Below are 22,994 nucleotides of genomic sequence, written 5' to 3'. Positions count from 1 at the left end.
GAGGTGGAGAACCTTCCTTTGGTGACGAGAGTCGGATCAGCGGTCGCTCAGACGGCCGAGCTCGTTGTCAATGAATGCGAAGACTTCGTCCGCGCTGGCGGATTCGATCCGCTCAGCCACACTGCTCGCCGCGCTGTCCGCGTCGGCGTCCCGCCACTTCTCCAGCAGGTGACGCAGCCGGACGGAGACGGCGGCCCGGGTCAGGTCGTCCGGCTCGCCGGCCGTCAACGCGGCGTCCAGACGGTCGAGTTCAGCCAGCAATGACCGCTCCCTGGTCGCGCCGGGCTCCTCCAGCAGCTCGGCGAGCAGGTGCTCGGCAAGCACGGTGGGGGTCGGGTAGTCGAAGACGAGCGTTGCCGGCAGCCGAAGCCCGGTGACAGCCGTCAGGCGGTTGCGCAGCTCCACCGCCGTCAGCGAGTCGACGCCCAGGTCGCGGAACTCCCGTGTCGCGTCCAGGGACTTGGCCGACGCGTGTCCCAACACGCCTGCGCCCTCGGTCCGTACGAGGTCCACGACGCAGCGCAGCCGCTCGCCCTCGCGCAGTCCGCGCACCCGGGCCGCGAGCGCCGCAGTCGTCCCCGCGCCGCCGCCCCCGGTCGCCGCCGCCCGTCGGGTGCCACGGACCAGGCCGCGCAGCAGCGCGGGCACCTCGCCCTGCATCCGCATGGCGCCGGAGGCCTTGCCGATCGGGACCAGGTAGGCCCGGTCGACGGTCATCGCGGCGTCGAGCAGGGCCAGGCCCTGTTCGACGGAGAGCGGCGGGACGCCGGAGGACCTGATGCGGTGCATGTCCGCCTCGGAGAGCTTCCCGGTCATGCCGCTGGTCTGCGCCCAGGCGCCCCAGGCCAGCGACTGGCCGGCCAGACCGCGCGAACGGCGGTACTGGGCAAGGCCGTCCAGGAAGACGTTGCCCGCAGCGTAGTTGCCCTGACCGGCGCTGCCCATCACACCGGAGATGGAGGAGAACAGGACGAACGCGGAGAGGCCGAGGTGCTCGGTCAGCTCGTGCAGGTACCAGGCAGCGTCCACCTTCGGGCGCAGCACGGTAGAGAGCCGCTCGGGGGTGAGGGAGGTGACGACGCCGTCATCCAGCACACCGGCGGTGTGCACCACCGCGCTCAACGGGACACCGGCGAGGGCAGCTGCCAGGGCCTCGCGGTCGGCGACGTCGCAGGCCGTCACGGTCGCCTCGGCACCCAGAGCGGCCAACTCGGCCACCAACTCGACGGCGCCGGGGGCCTGGAGGCCACGGCGACTGAGGAGAAGCAAGCTTCGGACGCCGTGCTCGGCCACCAGGTGACGGGCCACCTCGCGGCCCAGGCCACCCGTACCGCCGGTGACCAGGACCGTCCCGGACGGATCCCAGCTCGTGACACCTGCGGACCTGCCCAGGCGGGCCAGCCGGCCGACCCGGAGAACACCGTCGCGAACAGCGAACTGGGCCTCACCGGACAGAGCCGGAAGTGCGGCGGCGACGTCCTCGTCCTTCTCGATGTCGAGGAGGACGAACCGGCCCGGGTGCTCCGAGTTCGCCGAACGCACCAGACCCCAGGCAGCGGCCCCGGCCAGATCCTCGCCCGACACCGCGCCCCGCGTCACGAAGACCAGGCGCGAGCCCGCGAACCGCTCCTCCGCCAGCCACTCCCGCACCAGACCCAGGACCCGCGACGTGGTCGCGTGCACCGACTCCACCACAGCACCGGACCCGGTCAGCGGAACCAGCACCAGTGCCTGGTCGCCGCCGACCTCCGCCAGCGAAGCGATGTCGGCAGCGAGGGTCAGGCCGGCCGGCGCCTCGGCCGACGACCGGCTCCCGGTGACCGGGACCCACTCCAGCGTCAGCAACCCGTCCAGGCCGGCATCCACGGCAGGCGCGAGCGAGGCCGGCGGCGCCGACAGGGCAACGGACTCCGCCGACAGGACAAGCGCACCCTCGGTGTCGGCCACCGCCAGGGAGACCGTGCCCTCGCTGGTCCGCACGATGCGCAGCCGGACCGCCGTCGCCCCCGTCGCGTACAGCGACACCCCGGCCCAGCGCGACGGCAGCAGCAGCTCGTCGTCGTCCAACCCGGCGAACCCGACGGCCTGCACCGCAGCGTCCAGCAGGGCCGGATGCAACCCGAACGCCCCGGCATCGCCGATCTGCCCCGGGAGGGCGGCCTCGACGAACACCTCCTCGCCCCGCTGCCACACCGACCGCACCGTACGGAACGTGGGGCCGAACGCGCTCGGGTCGTAGAAGCCCTCGACGTCCACGGCGACGGCGTCCCGTGGCGGCCACACCGACGCGTCGAAGTCCGCCCCCTTCGCGTGTACCACCAGCGTGCCGGTGGCGTGCCGCGTCCATGGCTCCTCCGGGGCGACATCGGCGGCGCGTGCGTAGCAACTCACCGTACGAACACCGGAGTTGTCGGGTGCGCCGGTCCAGATCTGGACGGCCACGGCAGCGTCCTCGGACAGCACCAGCGGCTCGGTGAGCATGAGGTCCTCGACGCGGTCGCAGCCGACCTGGTCACCGGCGCGGACGGCCAGCTCCAGGAAGCCGGTGGCCGGGAAGACCACCACGCCGTTCACCGTGTAATCCGCCAGCCAGGGATGCGACTTGAGCGACAGCCGGCCGGTCAGCAGCGCGCTCGCGGAGTCGGCCAGCGGCACCGCCGCTCCCAGCAGCGGGTGCTCAGCCGAGGTCAGACCGGCGCCCGTCACGTCACCGTGGCGGGTGGCCGGCTCGGGCCAGTAGCGCTCGCGCTGGAAGGCGTAGGTGGGCAGGTCCACCCGGCGGGCGCCGGTGCCGGCGAAGACCTTCGCCCACTCCAGCCGGACGCCGGCCACGTGCAGCCGGGCGAGGCCGGTGAGCAGCGCGGCCTCCTCCGGTCGGCCCTTGCGCAGAGCGGGAGCGGCGACGGCGTCCTCGTCCTCGTCCTGGAGCAGCGCGGTCAGGATGCCGTCGGGTCCCAACTCCAGGAACGCCGAGGCGCCTTCAGCCGCGAGCGCATCGAGACCGTCGGCGAAGCGAACGGCCTCGCGGACGTGCCGCACCCAGTACTCGGGAGTGCACACCAGCTCCGGCGCGGCCAGCGCGCCCGTCACATTCGACACCAACGGGATCTTCGGTGCGTGGAAGGAGAGTTCAGCAAGCACGGCACGGAAATCGTCCAACATCGGTTCCATCAGCGGGGAATGGAAGGCATGCGAGACGCGCAGGCGCGTCCACTTCCGACCCTCGAACCGCGCGCGGACCGCCTCCACCGCGTCCTCACTGCCGGAGATCACCACGGACGACGGGCCGTTGACCGCCGCGATCGAGACCAACCCGCCCAACAACGGCAGGACTTCGCCCTCCGTCGCCTGCAACGCGACCATCGCGCCACCGGCGGGCAACGCCTGCATCAGGCGACCACGCGCCGCCACCAGCGCGCACGCGTCCGCCAGCGACAACACACCCACCACATGCGCCGCAGCGACCTCACCGATCGAGTGACCCGCCACGAAGTCCGGCACCACACCCCAGGATTCGACGAGCCGGTAGAGCGCCACCTCCACCGCGAACAACCCCGCCTGCGCGAAGTCCGTCCGATTCAGCAGCTCCTCATCCGCACCCCACACCACCTCGCGCACGGGCACGGACACGTCCAACTCCGCACACACCGCGTCGAAGGCCTCCGCAAACACCGGGAAGCGCGCATACAACTCCCCTCCCATACCCAGCCGCTGCGACCCCTGACCAGAAAACAGCACCGCGAGCGACCGCTCAACCGCCACCCCACGCGCCACCTCCACGCCGTCCAACACCACCGCCCGGTGCGCAAAGCCCGTCCGCGCCGCCAGCGAGAAACCCACATCCAGCGACGCCGGCCCGGCGAGCGCGGTGATGCGAGCCAGCTGGGCGTCCAACGCCTCCCCGGACTTCCCCGACACCACCCACGGCACCACCACACCCGGCTGCGGAACCACCGGCGCGTCCACGGCGACCGCCGGCGCCTGCTCCAGCACCACATGCGCGTTCGTCCCGCTCAGGCCGAAGGAAGAGACGCCAGCCCGCCAAGGCCGGTCCACGCCGGGCCAGGGGGTCGGTTCGGTCAGCAGGCCGATCGTGCCCTCGGACCAGTCGACGTGCGTGGACGGCGCGTCCACGTGCAGGGTGCGCGGCAGCACGCCGTGGCGCATCGCCAGCACCATCTTCATCACACCGGCGACACCCGCCGCAGCCTGCGTGTGGCCGATGTTGGACTTGATCGAGCCCAGCCAGAGCGGTCGGTCCGCCGAGCGGTCCTCGCCGTACGTCGCGAGCAGCGCCTGCGCCTCGATCGGGTCACCCAGCGGCGTCCCGGTGCCGTGGCCCTCGACCGCGTCCACCTCGGCGGCCGACAGGCCCGCGTTGGCGAGCGCCTGGCGGATCACCCGCTGCTGGGACGGACCGTTCGGAGCAGTCAGGCCATTGGAGGCGCCGTCCTGGTTGATCGCCGACCCACAAAGGACGGCCAGGATCTCGTGGCCGTTGCGGCGCGCGTCCGAGAGCCGCTCCAGCACGAGGACGCCGACGCCCTCGGACCAGCCCGTCCCGTCCGCCGCGTCCGCAAAAGCCTTGCAGCGCCCGTCCGTTGCCAGCCCACCCTGGCGCGTGAATCCGAGGAAAGCCATCGGCGTGGACAGCACCGTCACGCCGCCGGCCAGCGCGAGCGAACACTCGCCGCTGCGCAGCGACTGAGCCGCCAGGTGCATGGCAACCAGGGAGGAGGAGCAGGCCGTGTCGATGGTGACAGCCGGGCCCTCCAGGCCGAAGGCGTAGGAGACCCGACCCGAGATGACGCTGTTCGCCAGACCGGTGCTCGCGTGCCCCTCCACGTCCTCGCGGGAGTTCATCACCAGCGTGGCGTAGTCCTGGCCCGTCGTGCCGACGAAAACGCCGGTTCGACTCCCCCGCAGACTCCCGGCATCGACACCGGCCCGCTCGAACGCCTCCCACGAGGTCTCGAGCAGCAGGCGCTGCTGCGGGTCCATCGCCAGCGCCTCGCGCGGCGAGATCCCGAAGAAGCCCGCGTCGAACTCGCCCAGCCCGTGCAGGAATCCGCCCTGTCGGGCCGCGCTGGCGCTGCGGCCCTCCGGCCCACCGCCGAAGAGGGCCTCCAGGTCCCACCCCCGGTCGGTCGGGAAGTCGGACATGCCCTCGCGGCCCTCGGAGACGAGGTCCCACAGCCCCTCGGGCGTGTCGACCCCGCCGGGCATCCGGCAGGCCATGCCCACGATGACGATCGGGTCGTCGCTGTCCACGGTGGCAGCCGCGACGGGGGCGGCGGATTCGCCGTGCTCGTCCAGGAGTGCGGCGAGCAGGTGCTCGGCCAGGACGGTGGGGGTCGGGTAGTCGAAGACGAGGGTGGCCGGGAGTCGCAGGCCGGTGACGGCCGTCAGGCGGTTGCGCAGCTCCAGCGCGGTCAGCGAGTCGACGCCCAGGTCGCGGAACTCCCGTGTCGCGTCGACGGACTTGGCCGAGGCGTGGCCAAGCACGCCGGCGGCCTCGGTGCGGACCAGGTCGACGAGGTGGCGCACGCGCTCGGCGTCGCGCAGCTCGTACAGCCTGGTCGCCAGCGCCGCCGCCGTCCCCGCACCGCCGTCAGCGGTCGCCGCCAGTCGGCGGGAGGCCTTGAAGAGGGAACGGAACAGCGGGGGCACCTCGCCCGGCGCACCCTTGCTTCCCGTGGTCAGCCCCAGCGGGACGAGGAAGGACGCGTCGACGGTCATCGCCGTGTCGAGCAGGGCCAGGCCCTGGGCGACGGTCAGCGGCGGGACGCCAGAGGAGTTGATGCGGTGCATGTCCGCGTCCGACAGCGTGCCCGTCATGCCGGTGGTCTGCGCCCAGGCGCCCCAGGCCAGCGACTGGCCGGCCAGACCGCGCGAACGGCGGTACTGGGCAAGGCCGTCCAGGAAGACGTTGCCCGCAGCGTAGTTGCCCTGACCGGCGCTGCCCATCACACCGGAGATGGAGGAGAACAGGACGAACGCGGAGAGGTCAAGGTGCTCGGTCAGCTCGTGCAGGTACCAGGCAGCGTCCACCTTCGGGCGCAGCACGGTAGAGAGCCGCTCGGGGGTGAGGGAGGTGACGACGCCGTCATCCAGCACACCGGCGGTGTGCACCACCGCACTGAGCGGGACGCCGGCGAGGGCGGCTGCGAGCGCATCGCGGTCGGCGACGTCGCAGGCCGTCACGGTCGCCTCGGCGCCCAGGGCGGCCAGCTCGGCCACCAACTCGGCGGCGCCGGGGGCCTGGAGGCCACGGCGGCTCAGGAGGAGCAGGCTGCGGACGCCATGCTTCGCCACCAGGTGACGGGCCACCTCGCGGCCCAGGCCACCCGTACCGCCGGTGACCAGGACCGTCCCGGACGGATCCCAGCTCGTGACACCTGCGGACCTGCCCAGGCGGGCGAGTCGGCCGACCAGCACCGCGCCGTCGCGCACCAGCACCTGCGGCTCACCCGCCGCCAGCACCTCTGCCAACGGCAGCACCGCGTCGGAGTCCACGTCCACCAGCAGGAACCGGCCCGGGTTCTCCGACTGCGCCGAGCGCACCAAACCCCACACCGCAGCCCCGGCCAGATCCTCACCACAGACCGCACCCCGCGTCACGAACACCAGGCGCGAGCCCGCGAACCGCTCCTCCGCCAACCACTCCCGCACCAGGCCCAGCACCCGCGACGTCAACGCGTGCACCGACTCCACCACAGCACCGGAACCGGCCACCGGAACCACCACCACCGCCTCATCACCGCCGACCTCCGCCAGCGAGACGACGTCGGCAGCCAGGGTCAGGCTGCGCGGCGCCTCGGCCGAAGCGCGAGAACCGACCGCCGGCACCCACTCCAGGCGCAGCAGCGACCCCTGCTCGGTGACCGTCCGGGAGGCCGCAGGCGCCCCGAGGACGATCGACTCCACCGACAGCACCGGCGCGCTCTCGATGTCGACCACCGCGAGGGAGACCGTGTCCTCGCCGGTCTTCACCAGGCGGGCCCGGACCAGCGCGGCGCCGGCCGCGTGCAGGGACACCCCGCTCCACGACAGCGGCACCAACTCCGTTGCCAGTCCGGCGAGTCCGGCCGTCGCCAGCACCGAGGCCAGCAGCGCCGGGTGCAACCCGAACCGCCCGGCATCCCGCGCAGGGTCACCCGTCAACTCGGCTTCTACGAACACCTCGTCGGACCGACGCCACACCGAGCGGACGCCCGGCAGACCCTCCGCATCCACCACCACCGCACCACGCGGCGGCCACACCGAAGCATCGAACTCCGCCACCCGCTCACCCGCCACCAACACACCCGACGCATGCTCAAGCCACGGACCGTCCACCACACCGGCAGCACGCGAGAAGAAGCCCACCGCACGCGCACCCGACGCGTCAGGGCCGTCGATGCGCAGCTGGACCACCGCATCCCGGCCCTCGGCGAGCAGCAGTGGTGCGCACAGCCTCAGCGACTCCACCCGGTCGCAACCGACCTGGTCGGCGGCCCGGATCGCCTGCTCCAGGAAAGCCGTTGCCGGGAGGGCGACCTCGCCGTCCACCAGCTGCTCGGCCAACCACGGGTGGTCCCGCAGGGAGAGCCGGCCGGTGAACAGCACGCCCTCCGAGCCCGCGAGCGGGAGCACCGCGCCGAGCAGCGGGTGCGCGGAGGCGGTCAGTCCGAGCGCCGTCGCGTCACCGGCGTCGGGCGACAGCGCGGGCCAGTAGCGCTCGCGCTGGAAGGCGTAGGTGGGCAGGTCCACCCGACGGGCGCCGGTGCCGGCGAACACCTTCGCCCACTCCAGCCGGACGCCCGCCACGTGCAGCCGGGCCAGGCCGGTGAACAGCGCGGCCTCCTCCGGTCGGCCCTTGCGCAGAGCGGGAGCGGCGACGGCGTCCTCGTCCCGGACCAAGGCGGTCAGGATGCCGTCGGGTCCCAACTCCAAGAACGCCGAGGCGCCTTCTGAGGTCAGCGCGGCGAGACCGTCGGCGAAGCGAACAGCCTCGCGGACGTGCCGCACCCAGTACTCGGGGGTGCACACCAGCTCCGGCACGGCCAACGCGCCCGTCACGTTCGACACCAGCGGGATCTTCGGTGCGTGGAAGGAGAGTTCGGCGAGCACGGCACGGAAATCGTCCAACATCGCGTCCATCAGCGGGGAATGGAACGCGTGTGAAACCCGCAGGCGGGTGCTCTTGCGGTCCTCGAACCGCGCGCGGACCGCCTCCACCGCGTCCTCACTGCCGGAGATCACCACGGACGACGGGCCGTTGACCGCCGCAAGGGAGACGAACCCGCCCAACAACGGCAGGACTTCATCCTCCGTCGCCTGCAACGCGACCATCGCGCCACCGGCGGGCAACGCCTGCATCAGGCGACCACGCGCCGCCACCAGCGCGCACGCGTCCGCCAGCGACAACACACCCACCACATGCGCCGCAGCGACCTCACCGATCGAATGACCCGCCACGAAGTCCGGCACCACACCCCACGACTCGACGAGCCGGTAGAGCGCAACCTCCACCGCGAACAACCCCGCCTGCGCGAAGTCCGTCCGATTCAACAGCTCCTCGTCCGCACCCCACACCACCTCCCGCACGGGCACGTCCAACTCCGCACACACCGCGTCGAAGGCCTCCGCGAACACCGGGAAGCGCGCATACAACTCCCCTCCCATGCCCAGCCGCTGCGACCCCTGACCAGAAAACAGCACCGCGAGCGACCGCTCAACCGCCACCCCACGCGCCACCTCCACGCCGTCCAACACCACCGCCCGGTGCGCAAAGCCGGTCCGCGCCGCCAGCGAGAAACCCACATCCAGCGACGAGGCAGCAACAGTGGTCAGCCCGGCCAGCTGCGCGTCCAACGCCTCCCCGGACTTCCCCGACACCACCCACGGCACCACACCCGCCGACCCCACCACGGGCTCGTCCACGTCAACCGGCGCCGCTTGCTCGACGATCACGTGCGCGTTGGTCCCGCTGATCCCGAAGGACGACACGCCCGCGCGCCAAGGCCGGTCCACCACAGGCCAGTCGCCCGGTTCGGTGAGCAGTGCAACGCCACCGGTCGACCAGTCGACGTGCGTGGACGGCGTGTCCACGTGCAGCGTGCGCGGCAGCACACCGCGCTGCATCGCCATCACCATCTTGATGATGCCCGCAACACCCGCTGCCGCCTGCGTATGACCGATATTGGACTTCACCGACCCCAGCAGCAGCGGCCGGTCGTCCGTGCGCTCCTGCCCGTAGGTCGCGAGCAGCGCCTGGGCCTCGATCGGGTCGCCCAGCGGCGTCCCCGTCCCGTGCCCCTCGACCGCGTCCACGTCCGCCGCCGACAGACCCGCGCTCGCCAACGCCTGGCGGATCACCCGCTGTTGCGCCGGTCCGTTCGGCGCGGTGAAGCCGTTGCTCGCGCCGTCCTGGTTGACCGCGCTGCCGCGCACCACTGCCAGCACCCGGTGCCCGTTGCGCCGGGCGTCGGAGAGGCGCTCCAGCACCAGGAGGCCGACGCCCTCCGCCCAGCCGGTGCCGTCCGCCGCGTCCGCGAACGCCTTGCAGCGCCCGTCCGAGGCGAGCCCGCCCTGCCGGCTGAACTCCATCAGCGAGCCGGGCGTCGACATCACGTTCACTCCGCCGGCCAGCGCCAGCGAGCACTCGCCGTTGCGCAGGGCCTGGATCGCCCAGTGCAGGGCGACCAGCGAGGACGAGCACGCCGTGTCGACGGTCACCGCCGGGCCCTCCAGACCCAGTGTGTAGGAGAGCCGTCCGGAGGTGGCGCTGGCGGCGATACCGGTGCCGATGTCGCCGGTGGCGTCCGCCAGCGAGCGCACCAGCAGGTAGGCGTAGTCCTGGCCGTTGGTGCCGACGAAGACGCCGGTCCGGCTGGCTGCCGCGCAGCGCCACCGGATCGATCCCGGCCCGCTCGAAGGCCTCCCAGGAGGTCTCCAGCAGCAGCCGCTGCTGCGGGTCCATCGAGACGGCCTCGCGCGGCGAGATGCCGAAGAAGTCGGCGTCGAAGTCCGCGACGGTGTCCAGGAATCCGCCGCCCCGGCTGACGCTGGTGCCGCGCTCGTCGGTCCCGGCACCCCGGAGGGTGTAGAGGTCCCAGCCCCGGTCCGTCGGGTAGTCGGACATCGCGTCGGTGCCGGAGTCCACCAGGTCCCAGAGGTCCTCCGGAGAGCCGACGCCGCCCGGGTAGCGGCAGCTCATCGCGACGATGGCGATCGGTTCGGTGGCCGCGGCGACGAGTTTCCGGTTCTGCCGCCGCAGCCGCTCGGCCTCCTTCAGCGAGGACCGGAGCGCTTCGGCAACCTTGTCGTGGGGCATGGTCATGATCCGCTCTCCGTCAGTCCTGCGCGTCATCGTCGTTGCCCTGCTCGGAACCGCCCTGCTCGGAACCGCCTTGCAGAGCCGCCTGCACCAGGTCGTCGAGGTCCATCGCGTCGATCGACTCGTCGTACGTCTCGCTGCCGCTGTCAGCCGCCTCCGCACCTTCGGTGGCCGCCTGCGCGGCCAGCTTCAGCAGCGGTTCCAGCACGCCGATCCGGCGCAGCTCGGCGACGGAGACGGACGCGAGCAGGCTCTGCACCCGCGCCCGGTCCAGCTCCTCGTTCACCTCGCCGGCCGTGTCCGCCCCGCCGCCCGTGTCCGCCCCGCCGCCGGCTGCCGGCGCGAGCTGCCGCAGGATGTGCTCAGCCAGTTCGGCGGGCGTCGGGTGGTCGAAGACGAGCGTCGCGGACAGGCCCAACCCCGTGGCGGAGCAGAGCTGGTTGCGCAGCTCGACCGCGCCGAGCGAGTCGAACCCGAGGTCCCGGAACGCCTTGTCGGCGCCGACCACGTCCACACCGGCGTGGCCGAGCACCTCCGCCGCGCGGCTGCGGACCAGGGTGAGGACCGCCGCCCGGCGCCGGGTCTCGGAGAGCCCGGCCAGCTCGGCACGGAGCATGGATGCGGTCGCCGAGGCGCCCGCCGCCTGCGTCCCGCCGGTCAACCCCTCCGCCGCGCCGACGAGTTCGGCCAGCAGCCGGCTCGGACGCACGGAGGTGAAGGCGCGGACGAACTGGCCCGGCTCGACGTCGGCCACCACCGTGGTGGGGGCCGGGTCCATGACCGTGCGGCGCAGCGCCTGGACGGCCAGCTCGGGGTCCAGCGGTCGGACGCCGCTGCGCTGGGCGGCGCCTACGGCCCGGTCGTCGGCGGCCATTCCGCCGCCGTCCCAGGCACCCCAGGCGATCGAGGAGCCCACAAGGCCCTCTGCCCGGCGCCGCTCAGCGAGGGCGTCCAGCATGGCGTTGGCCGCCGCGTAGTTGCCCTGGCCGGGGTTGCCGACCGAGGCGGAGGCGGAGGAGAACAGTGCGAAGACCGCGAGGTCCAGGTCCCGGGTCAGTTCGTCGAGCAGCAGCGCGGATCCGACCTTCGAGCGGAACACCCGCTCGAAGCGCTCGGGGGTGAGGCTGTCGACGACACCGTCGTCCAGCACGCCGGCCGCGTGGACGACGGCCGTCAGCGGCGCCTCCTCGGGGACCGCGGCCAGCACGGCGGCCAGCGCGTCGCGGTCGGCGGCGTCGCAGGCCGCGACCGTGACGGTGGCGCCCAACTCCGTGAGTTCAGCGACCAGTTCGTCCGCTCCGGGGGTGTCAGCGCCGCGTCGGCCGAGCAGCACCAGGTGCCGGGCTCCGGCGCCGGCCAGGCCCCGGGCGACGTGGGCGCCGAGCGCGCCGACGCCTCCGGTGATCAGGACGGTGCCCTCCGGGTCCCAGGAGCGGGCCGGTGTCGCAGCGGCCGGCACCGGGCCGAGCCTGCGGCCGAAGAGGGCCGAGGGCCTGATCGCGACCTGGTCCTCGCCGTCCGGGTCCGCGAGGAAGCCGGTGAGGCGGGCGCCGGTACGCTCGTCCAGAACCTCGGGAAGGTCAATCAACCCACCCCAGCGCTGCGGGTACTCCAGCGCGGCGACCCGGCCAAGACCCCAGACGCCCGCCTGCAGCAGGCCGGTGACGGGCTCGGTGGGCGAGACCGCGACCGCACCGCGCGTCGCGCACCACAGGGGTGCCGCGATGCCGGCGTCGCCGAGCGCCTGGACGAGCGCGGCCGTGAGCGAGAGCCCGGCGGGCACGCTGCCGGTCAGCGACTCGTCGAGTGCGAGCAGCGACAGGATGCCCGCGAACTGGTCCTCGCTGCAGCCGAGTTCGCCCAGCCGCTTGGCGATGACCGCGCGGTCCGCCTGGTCCGTCGTCAGCTCCAGGCGGACGGTGTCCGGCCCCAGCAGCTCGACCAGGTCCGCGACCCACGCGGTCTGCCGACCGGCCGGGACCACGGCCAGCCACCGGCCGGAGAGCCGGGTGGCCCGTCCGGCACCGTTCAGCGGCCTCCAGCTGATCCGCTGACGCCAACCGTCCACCGTGGACTGCTCGTTGCGCCTGAGGCGCCAGTCGCGCAGGGCCGGGAGCACCTGGGACAGCGCGTCGCTGTCCACGTCCAGGGTGCCGGCCAGCGAGTCGAAGGACTCGTTCTGGACGGCCGCCCAGAAGGCGCTGTCCTCGGCGGACGCGGCGCCCTCGGTGGCCCCCTTGGCCGCCCCCGCCGCCCAGAACCGCTGGTGCTGGAAGGCATAGGTGGGCAGGTCCACCCGGCGGGCGCCGGTGCCGTCCAGGACGGCGGACCAGCGCGGGCTCAGGCCGTTGGCGTGCAGCCGGGCGAGTGCTGTCAGCAACGTCAGCTCCTCGCTGCGCCCGGCACGGACGGCCGGGACGGCGACCACGGTCCGGGACGGCTCGCCCTCGTGAGCGAGAGTCTCGTGGGCCGGCGTGTCGTGGGCCGGCGTGTCGTGGACCATCGCGGAGAGCACTCCGTCCGGTCCGAGCTCCAGGAAGCGGCTCACGCCGCGCGCGGCCAGGGTCCGCACACCGTCGCCGAAGCGGACGGTCTCGCGGACGTGCCGCACCCAGTACTCGGGCGTCGCCACCAGCTCCGGCGCGGCCACCGAGCCCGTCACGTTCGACACCAAGGGGACGCTCGGGGCGGCGTAGCCGATCCCCCGGGCGACCTGGGCGAAGTCATCGAGCATCGCGTTCATATGCACGGAGTGAAACGCATGGCTCACCCGCAAACGCCTAGTCTTGCGACCGTCCGCCTCGAAAGCCCTGGCCAGCCGCAGGACCGCCCGCTCGTCCCCGGCGATCACCACGGCCTGCGGGCCGTTGACCGCGGCGACCGAGACGCCGTCCTCCAGCCGGGCCAGCACCTCGTCCTCGGTCGCCTGCACGGCCACCATCGCCCCGCCGGCGGGCAGCGCGCCCATCAGCCGGGCCCGGGCCGCCACCAGGGTGCAGGCGTCCTCCAGCGTGAACACGCCGGCCGCGTGGGCCGCCGCGATCTCGCCGATCGAGTGGCCGGTCACGAAGTCCGGCCGCACGCCCCAGGACTCCACCAACCGGAACAACGCCACCTCGACCGCGAAGAGCGCGGGCTGGGTGTAGGCCGTGTCGTCCAGCAGGGCCGCCTCGGCGGAGCCGGGCCCTGCGAAGAGCAGCTCCCGCAGCGGGCGCGGCAGCAGCGCGTCGAAGCGCGCGAGCACCGCGTCCAGCGCCTCCGCGAAGGCGGGGAACCGGCCGTACAGCTCCCGGCCCATGCCCGCGCGCTGCGAGCCCTGGCCGGAGAACAGGAAGGCGGTCCGACCGCCGGAGCCCGCCCAGCCCTGGACGACCTGCGGCTCGAGGCGCCCGTCGGCCAGCGCCGTCAGGCCGTGCAGCAGCTCGGTCCGGTCGTTCGCCAGGACCGTCGCCCGGTGCTCGAAGACCGAACGGGTGGTGGCCAGCGAGTACCCGAGGTCGGCGACCGTCGGCTCCGGGTGGGCGGCCAGGTGGGCGAGCAGTCGCCCGGCCTGGGCGCGCAGGGCAGCCTCGGTGCGTCCGGACAACACGACCGGGACCAGCTCGGGCACCTGCGGAACCTGCACGTCCTCGGCGGCCGGGGCCTGTTCGAGGATCACGTGCGCGTTGGTCCCGCTCGCCCCGAAGGACGAGACGCCGGCCCGGCGCGGGTGGCCGGTCTGCGGCCAGGCGGTCTCCTCGGCGAGCAGCTCGACCGCGCCCGCCGACCAGTCGACGTGCGAGGACGGCTCGTCCAGGTGCAGCGTCCTCGGCAGCACGCCGTGCCGCATCGCCATGATCATCTTGACCACACCGGCGACGCCCGAGGCGGCCTGGGTGTGGCCGATGTTCGACTTGACCGCGCCGAGCAGCAGCGGCCGCTCGGTGCCCCGGTCGCGTCCGTAGGTGGTCAGCAGCGCCTGGGCCTCGATCGGGTCGCCGAGCGTGGTGCCGGTGCCGTGCGCCTCGACGGCGTCCACCTCGGCGGCCGACAGGCCCGCGTTGGCCAGCGCGCGCCGGATGACGCGCTGCTGGGACGGGCCGTTCGGCGCGGTGATGCCGTTGGAGGCGCCGTCCTGGTTGATCGCCGAGCCGCGCAGTACGGCGAGCACCTCGTGCCCGTTGCGGCGGGCGTCGGACAGGCGCTCGACGACGAGGACGCCGACACCCTCCGACCAGCCGGTGCCGTTCGCCGTGTCGGCAAAGCTTCGGCAGCGGCCATCGGCCGACAGGGCGCCCATCTCGCCGAATTCGATGAACCCGACCGGGGTGGACATCACCGTCACCCCACCGGCGAGCGCCATCGAGCACTCCCCGGCACGCAGCGCCTGGGCGGCCAGGTGCAGGGCCACCAGCGAGGAGGAGCAGGCCGTGTCGACGGTCACCGACGGGCCTTCGAGGCCGAGGGTGTAGGAGAGCCGGCCGGAGAGCAGGCTCGCCGACTGGGCGGTCTCCACATGGCCGATCTGGCCGATCTGGGGACGGTAGTCGCCGCTGCCACCGCCGACGAAGACGCCGGTGTCGCCGCCGCGCAGAGCGGCCGGGTCGACGCCGGCGCGCTCCAGCGCCTCCCAGGCGGTCTCCAGCAGGACACGCTGCTGCGGGTCGATGACCAGCGCCTCGCGCGGGGAGACCCCGAAGAAGTCGGCGTCGAAGTCGGCGGCGTCGAACAGGAATCCGCCGTTCTGGGTGAAGCTGCGGCCCCGGCCGTCCTGGTCGCCCCGGGCGAGCCGGTCCAGGTCCCAGCCGCGGTCGGTGGGGAATGTGCCGATGGCGTCCACCTCACCACGCAGCAGGTCCCACAGGTCCTCGGGCGAGCGCACGCCACCGGGGTAGCGGCAGCTCATGCCGACGATCACGATCGGATCGTCGGACACCCCCGCGCCGGGGCCCGCGGTCCTCAGCACGCTGTCGGAGGTGTCGCCGAACAGCTCGCTGCCCAGGTGGGCGGCGAGCGCCGCCGGTGTCGGGTAGTCGAAGACCAGCGTGGCGGGCAGCCTCAACCCCGTGGCGGCGCTGAGCTGGTTGCGCAGGTCGACCGCGGTCAGCGAGTCGAAGCCGAGGTCCTTGAAGGCGTGGCCGGAGGGGACGGACTCGGTGTCGCCGTACCCGAGCACGGCCGCCACCTCGGTGCGCACCACGGTCAGCAGAGCCTCCCCGCGCTCCGCCTCGGGACGGGCCAGCAGCCCGTCGCGCAGCGCGGAGGCGGTCGACAGTCCCCCGCCCTGCTCGCCGGCCGGCCCGGTGGCCGTGGCCGCCAAGGCCGCTCGGGCCTCGGGGAGTTCGGCGAAGAACGAGTTCGGGCGGGCCTGCGTGAAAGCCGGTGCGAACCGGTCCCACGCCACGTCGACCACGGTGACCGCGGCCGTGTCGTCGGCCGCCGGGTGGCGCAGCGCCGACAGAGCGCGCCCTGGGTCCATCGTCGGCAGTCCGTTGAGCCGCAGGTGCTGGGCCAGCGAATCCGGGGTGGTGTCGCTCCAGGCGCCCCAGGCCACCGCCAGCGCCTGGGCGCCGGTGGCCCGGCGTCGCTGGGCGACGGCCTCCAGGTAGGCGCTCGCCGCCGCTCCGGCCTCCTGGCCGCGCACGCCCCAGGTGCCGGAGATCGACGCGAACAGCACGAACGCGTCCAACTCCCGCTCGCCGAGCGCGGCTTCCAGGTTCTCCAGGCCCGCCCGGAGCAGCGCGAGGTACGCGTCCGCTCCCTGATCCTCGGCGGGCCGCACCGGGTGGCCGGTGTGCACCACGGCGCTGACCTGGAACATGTCGAGGAGCGCCGCAAGAGTCGGACGATCCGTCAGATCATGGACGGAAACCGTGAGTTCGACGCCGAGCTCGGCAAGCTCGGCGTGCAGCGCGAGCGCCTCGGAGCTGTCCGGCGCACCCGCGCCCATCAGCAGCACGTGTCCGACGCCCTGCCGGGCCAGCCAGCGGGCGACGGGGGCGCCGAAGCCGGTCGCCTCGCCGACCACCAGCACGGTTCCGGTCGGGTTCCAGCCGGAGCCGGACGGGTCGGTCGTGGCCCGCACCAACCGCCGGGCGAAGACGCCCGAGGGCCGCAGCGCGACCTGGTCCTCGCCGTCGACGGCCGTCAGCACGCCGCGCAGTCGAGCCGCCGAGCGCTCGTCGAGCACCTCGGCCACGTCCAGCAGCCCGCCCCAGCGCTGGGGTTGCTCCAGCGCGGTCACTCGGCCCAGCCCCCAGACGGCGGCCTGGGCCGTGCCCGCCGGTGCCTCGGAGCGGCCGACCGATACCGCGCCTCGCGTGACGCACCACAGCGGCGCGTCCACGCCGGCCTCGGCGAGCGCGGCCACCACAGCGTCCGGCCAGGCCAGGCCGGTGGGCGGCAGCTGCTCGTCGCACGCGGCGGCGAGCAGCGAGACGACTCCGGTGAAGGAGCCGCTGTGCTCCCGCAGGCGCTCGACGAGTGCGTCGTGCTCAGCGGCGCCGACCTCCACGCGGACGGCGTCGGCGCCGAGCGCGTCCAGCAGCGCGGCCGTCCACGCGTCCTCGGCCGCTCCGGCCACTCCGGCCGGGAGGAGGACGAGCCAACTGCCGCGCAGGGCAGCGGCGGTGGCTGCCGCCAGCGGCTTCCAGCTCACCCGGTAGCGCCAACTGTCGACGGCCGAGCGCTCGTTGCGCTCGCGGCGCCAGGCCGACAGGGCCGGGAGCAGCGTCGACAGCGAACTGTCGTCCAGGTGCAGGGAGGAGGAGAGGGCAGCGAAGTCCTCGCGCTCCACGGCGGACCAGAACGCGGCGTCCGCCGGGTCGACCGCGCCGCGCGCCGCACTCGCGGGTGCGCTCTCCGGCCAGAACAGCTCGCGCTGGAACGGATAGGTGGGCAGGTCCACCCGGCGGGCACCGGTGCCCTCGAAGACCCGCGCCCACTCCAGCCGGACGCCCGCCACGTGCAGCCGGGCCAGCCCGGTCAGCAGCGCGGCCTCCTCCGGCCGACCCTTGCGCAGGGCGGGCGCCGCGACGGCGGACTCGTCCTGGACCAGTGCGGTCAGAGTGCCGTCGGGGCCCAACTCCAGGAAGGCCGAGGCGCCTTCAGCCGCGAGCGCATCGAGACCGTCCGCGAAACGGACCGCCTCCCGCACATGACGCACCCAGTACTCCGGCGTGCACACCGACTCCGCCGACGCCACCGCACCCGTCACGTTCGACACCAACGGGATCCGCGGCACCTCGAACGACAGACCCGCCACCACCGCACGGAACTCGTCCACCATCGGATCCATCAACGGCGAGTGGAACGCGTGCGACACCCGCAGCCGCGTCGTCTTGCGGTCCGCAAAGTGCGCGCGCACCGCCTCCACCGCGTCCTCGGCACCCGAGATCACCACCGACGACGGCCCGTTCACCGCCGCGATCGACACGAACTCGCCCAGCAACGGCAGGACTTCCCCCTCCGTCGCCTGCAACGCCACCATCGCACCACCAGCGGGCAGCGCCTGCATCAACCGGCCACGCGCCGCCACCAACGCACACGCATCCACCAACGAGAGAACTCCGGCCACATGCGCCGCCGCGACCTCGCCGATCGAGTGGCCGGCCACGAAGTCCGGTACCACGCCCCAGGATTCAACCAACCGGAAGAGTGCCACCTCCACCGCGAACAACCCCGCCTGCGCGAAGTCCGTCCGGTTCAGCAGCTCCTCGTCCACGCCCCACACCACGTCACGGACCGGCCGATCGAGCTGTCCGTCGAGCCTCGCGCACACCGCGTCGAAGGCCTCCGCAAACACCGCGAACCGCCCGTACAACTCCCGTCCCATGCCCAGGCGCTGCGATCCCTGCCCGGAGAAGAGCAGCGCGAGCGAGCGCTCGATCGCCACTGCGCGAGCGACCTCGGCGCCGTCCAGCAGCACCGCCCGGTGCGCGAAGCCCGCCCGGCCGGCGGCCAGCGAGTAACCGATGTCCAGCGGCGAAGCAGCAACCGGGGCGATACGGCCCAGCTGCGCGTCCAGCGCCGCCTCGGACTTGCCCGACAGCACCCACGGCACCACCACGCCCGGCCGAACAACAGGCTCGTCGGCGACGTCCACGGGCGCCTGCTCAACGATCACGTGCGCGTTGGTCCCGCTGACGCCGAAGGCGGAGACGCCCGCCCGGCGCGGCTGCCCGGTCTCGGGCCAGCTCTGCTGCTCGCGCACCAGCGCGACGGCGTCGTCCGACCAGTCGACGTGCGAGGACGGCTCGTCCACGTGCAGCGTGCGCGGCAGCACGCCGTGGCGCATCGCCAGCACCATCTTGATCACGCCTGCCACACCCGCCGCGGCCTGGGTGTGCCCCAGGTTCGACTTGACCGCGCCGAGCAGCAGTGGCCGCTCGCGCTCGCCGCCGTAGGCCGCGATCAACGCGCGGGCCTCGATCGGGTCGCCGAGCGAGGTGCCCGTGCCGTGCGCCTCGACGGCGTCGACCTGCGCGGGGGTGAGCCCGGCGTCGGCCAGCGCCTGCCGGATCACCCGCTGCTGGGCTCGCCCGTTGGGGGCGGTCAGGCCGTTGGAGGCGCCATCCTGGTTGACGGCCGCGCCGCGCACCACCGCCAGCACCTGGTGGCCGTTGCGCCGGGCGTCCGACAGCCGCTCCAGCACGAGGACGCCCGCGCCCTCGGACCACGCGGTGCCGTCGGCCGAGTCGGCGAACGCCTTGCACCGGCCGTCGGGGGCCAGTCCGCCCTGGGCCGTGAACTCGACGAACGCGTCGGGGCTCGACATCACCGACACGCCGCCGGCCAGCACCAGCGAGCACTCGCCGCTGCGCAGTGCACGGGCGGCCAGCTGGAGGGCCACCAGCGAGGACGAGCAGGCGGTGTCGACGGTGACCGCCGGGCCCTCCAGGCCCAACGTGTAGGAGAGCCGCCCGGACATCACGCTGGCCGTGTTGCCGGTGGCCACATGGCCCTGCACCTCGGAGATCCCGCGGCGCAGCACTGTCGTGTAGTCCTGCCCGTTGGTGCCGATGAACACCCCGGTTGCCGTGCCACGCAACGAGTCCGGCGCGATGCCCGCTCGCTCCAACGCCTCCCAGGAGGTCTCGAGCAGCAGGCGCTGCTGCGGGTCCATCGCCAGCGCCTCACGCGGTGAGATCCCGAAGAAGTGGGCGTCGAACTGGCCGACGCCGTCCAGGAATCCGCCGGACAGCGTGGCCGAGCCGCCCCGGCCCAGGCTCTCCAGGTCCCAGCCACGGTCGGCCGGGAACGGGACGACGGCGTCCTCGCCACGCGCCAGCAGCTGCCAGAGGTCCTCCGGGGACTCGATCCCGCCGGGGAACCGGCAGCCCATCCCGACGATCGCCACCGGGTCGTCGTCCACCGCGCGTACATCCGCCGCCGGGGTGTCCAACTCGGGGAGCGCGCCAAGCAGTTCGGCGAGCAGGAACTCGGCCAGGAGCACCGGGTTCGGGTAGTCGTAGACCAGCGTGGAGGGCAGCCGCAGGCCGGTGGTGGCCGCCAGCGCGTTGCGCAGCTCGACGATGGTGAGTGAGTCGAAGCCGAGGTCGCTGAAGGCCTGGTCAGGCCCGATGCTCTCGGCGTCCTCGTGGCCCAGGACGGCGGCCACCAGGGTGCGCAGCACGTCCAGCACGAACCGGCCGCGCGCGGACTGCGGCAGAGCGGCCAACTTGGCCCGCAGCTCGGAGTCCTGGCCGCCGCCCAGCTCAGCGGCGGCCGCCGGGGCGGCCCGACGGACCTCCGGCAGGTCGCCGACCAGGGGGTTGGGTCGCAGCGCGGTGAAGACCGCGGCGAACCGCTCCCAGTCGATGTCCGCCACGACCAGCGCGGTGTCCTCGTGCTCGAGGGCGTACTGCAGGGCGGCGAGGGCGAGTTGCGGGGCCATCGGGGCGAACCCGCCCCGGCGGACGCGCTGTTCCACGCCCGCGCCGTCGACGGCCATACCAGCCTCCGCCCACGGGCCCCAGGCGATCGAGGTCGCGGGCAGCCCGTCCGCCCGGCGCTGCTCCGCGAAGGCGTCCAGGAAGGCGTTGGCAGCAGCGTAGTTGGCCTGTCCGGCGGCGCCCAGAGCGCCGGCGGTGGAGGCGAAGAGCACGAACGCGGTGAGCGGGAGGTCGCGGGTCAGCTCGTGCAGGTGGCGGGTGGCGGTGACCTTGGGCCGCAGGACGGCTGCGAGGCGCTCCAGGGTCAGGCTGTCGAGCACGCCGTCCTCGACGATGCCGGCGGTGTGGAAGACGGCGGTCAGCGGCAGCTGCGCCGGGACGGCCGCCAGCACCTCGGCGAGGGCGTCGCGGTCAGCGGTGTCGCAGGCGGCCAGGGTCACCCGGACGCCGAGCGCCTCCAGTTCGCCGCGCAGCTCGTCCGCCCCGGGGGCGTCGGCGCCGCGACGGCTGACCAGCAGCAGGTGCTCGGCACCGCGCCCGGCCAGCCAGCGGGCAACCCGCCCACCCACGCCGCCGGTGCCACCGGTGACCAGCACGGTCCCGGTGGGGGCGAACTCGCGCGCTGCGGTGCGCTCGCCGACCGGGTGGTGGACGAGTCGGCGGCCGAAGGTCCCGGAGGGCCGAACCGCCACCTGGTCCTCGCCGTCCGTCCCGGCGAGCACGCCCGCCAGGCGCCGGACGGCGGTGGCGTCCAGGACGGTCGGCAGGTCGACCAACCCGCCCCAGCGCTCGGGCTGTTCGAGGGCGAAGGCCCGTCCCAGACCCCAAACAGCGCTCTGGGCAGGGTCGGTGAGCTGATCGGAGCGGCCGACCGAGACGGCGCCGCGGGTCAGGCACCAGAGCGGTGCGGTGACGCCGGCGTCACCGAGGGCCTGCACCGCAGTGAGGGTGTCGACCAGGTCGGCTCCAGGCAGCGCCAGCACACCGGTGAACCCGGCGGCGTCCAAGGTCAGTTCGCGCAACCGCGCGGCCAGCGCCGCTCGGTCCGCGCCGGCGGTGTCCAGGCGGACGGTCTCGACGGCCAGGCCCTCCAACAGCGCGGTGGTCCACTGCTCCTCGGGGCCCTCGGCCGGGACGAGCGCCAGCCAACTGCCCGACAGCGCGGCAGGGCTGGCGGTGAGCGGCTTCCACTCGGCGCGGTAGCGCCAGCCGTCCACCGCGGACTGCTCGCGGCGCTTACGGCGCCAGGTGGAGAGCGCGGGCACCATCGCCGTCAGGGTCTCGGCGTCCAGCTCCAGGCTCGAGCCGAGCGAGGAGAGGTCGGCGCGCTCGACGGCCGACCAGAACGCGGCGTCCGCCGGGTCCTCGGCGCCGGCTGCGTGCCCAGTCGTGGCGTATCCGGCCGTGGCGCCGGCCTCCGGCCAGAAGCGGCGGCGCTGGAACGGGTAGGTCGGCAGCTCGACGAGCCGGGCGCCGGCGCCGGCGAACACCGCCTCCCAGTCCACCGGCACGCCGTGCGCGTGCAGCCAGCCGAGCGCGCTGTGCAGCACGGGGACCTCGGCCCGTCCGCGCCGCAGCGCCGGGACGCCGGTCAGGCTCGCGTCGTCGCCCAGGGTCTCGCGCGCCGCGCCGGACAGCACGCCGTCCGGGCCCAGTTCCAGGAAGCTGGTGGTGCCCTGGTCGGCGAGCAGGCGCACGGCGTCGGCGAACCGCACCGTGCCGCGCACCTGGTCGACCCAGTACTCGGCCGAGCCGAGCTGCTCGGTGGTGGCGAGCGTGCCGGTCACCGTGGAGATCAGCGGGATGACCGGGGCCCGGTAGCTCAGGCCCCGCGCGACCTGCGCGAAGGCGTCCAGCATGGCGTCCATCCGCGGCGAGTGGAAGGCGTGCGAGACCCGCAGCAGCTTGGCCTTGCGGCCCTGCTCCTCGAAGCGGGCGGCCAGCTCGAGCACGGCCTCCTCGTCGCCCGAAACGACCAGTGAGGTCGGCGAGTTGATCGCGGCGACGGAGAGCGTGTCGCCGAGCAGCGGCAGCACCTCCTGCTCGGTCGCGCGCAGCGAGACCATCGCTCCCCCGGCGGGCAGCGCGGCCATCAGCCGGCCGCGGGCCGCGACCAGGGTGCAGGCGTCGGCCAGCGAGAGCACGCCCGCCACATGGGCGGCGGCCAGTTCGCCGATCGAATGGCCGGCCACCGCGTCCGGTCGCACGCCCCAGGACTCGACGAGGCGGAAGAGCGCGACCTCAAGGGCGAACAGGGCGGGCTGGGTGTAGGCGGTGTCGTCCAGCAGGGCGGCCTGCGCCGTGCCCTCCTCGGCGAACATCACCTCCCGCACACTGTGGTCGAGTTCGAGGTCGAAGCGGGCCAGCACGGCATCCAGCGCCTCGGCGAACACCGGGTGCTGCTCGTAGAGTTCGCGACCCATCGCCGGGCGCTGGCTGCCCTGGCCGGTGAAGAGGAAGGCAGTTCGCCCACGCATCGGACGGCCGGTGACCAGCACACCGCTCGGCAACCCGTCGCGCAGCGCGGTGAGCGCTCGCAGCAGCTCGTCGCGCTCGGCGGTCACCACGGCCGCGCGGTGCTCCAGGCCCGAGCGGGTGGTGGCGAGCGAGCGGGCGAGGTCGGCGATCGGCAGCTCGGGACGGTCGGCGAGGAAGGTCAGCAGGCTCTCGGCCTGGGCGCGCAGCGCGCCCTCGGTGCGGCCGGAGAGCACAACGGGCAGCGCGACGGGGACGATGCCGGGCTCGGCCGGAGCCGGCTCCGACTGGGCCGCGGCCGGGGCCTGTTCGAGGATGGTGTGGGC

2 protein-coding genes and 1 pseudogene (1 of these 3 running past the window's edge) are annotated in these 22,994 nt (G+C 73.7%); all 3 read right to left on the bottom strand.

Annotated elements, in window-relative coordinates; all coding sequences use genetic code 11:
- Nucleotides 1-36: 36 nt before the first annotated feature.
- Nucleotides 37-9,822: a type I polyketide synthase gene (locus P3T34_RS35665; protein ID WP_280670360.1), complete on the bottom strand. Its 9,786-nt coding sequence runs from the start codon at nucleotides 9,820-9,822 to the stop codon at nucleotides 37-39.
- A 124-nt stretch (nucleotides 9,823-9,946) separates the two neighbouring features.
- Nucleotides 9,947-10,318, bottom strand: a pseudogene (locus tag P3T34_RS35660) (beta-ketoacyl synthase N-terminal-like domain-containing protein); the annotation flags it as partial.
- A 19-nt stretch (nucleotides 10,319-10,337) separates the two neighbouring features.
- Nucleotides 10,338-22,994 carry the final stretch of a type I polyketide synthase gene (locus P3T34_RS35655; RefSeq protein ID WP_280670358.1) on the bottom strand. The gene runs 15,711 nt beyond the window's last position, so only the last 12,657 of its 28,368 coding nucleotides appear in the window; the start codon falls outside the window, past its right edge; it ends in the stop codon at nucleotides 10,338-10,340.

Source organism: Kitasatospora sp. MAP12-44, from assembly GCF_029892095.1.
Classification (GTDB): domain Bacteria; phylum Actinomycetota; class Actinomycetes; order Streptomycetales; family Streptomycetaceae; genus Kitasatospora.
This window is presented reverse-complemented; position numbering and strand designations above follow the sequence as displayed.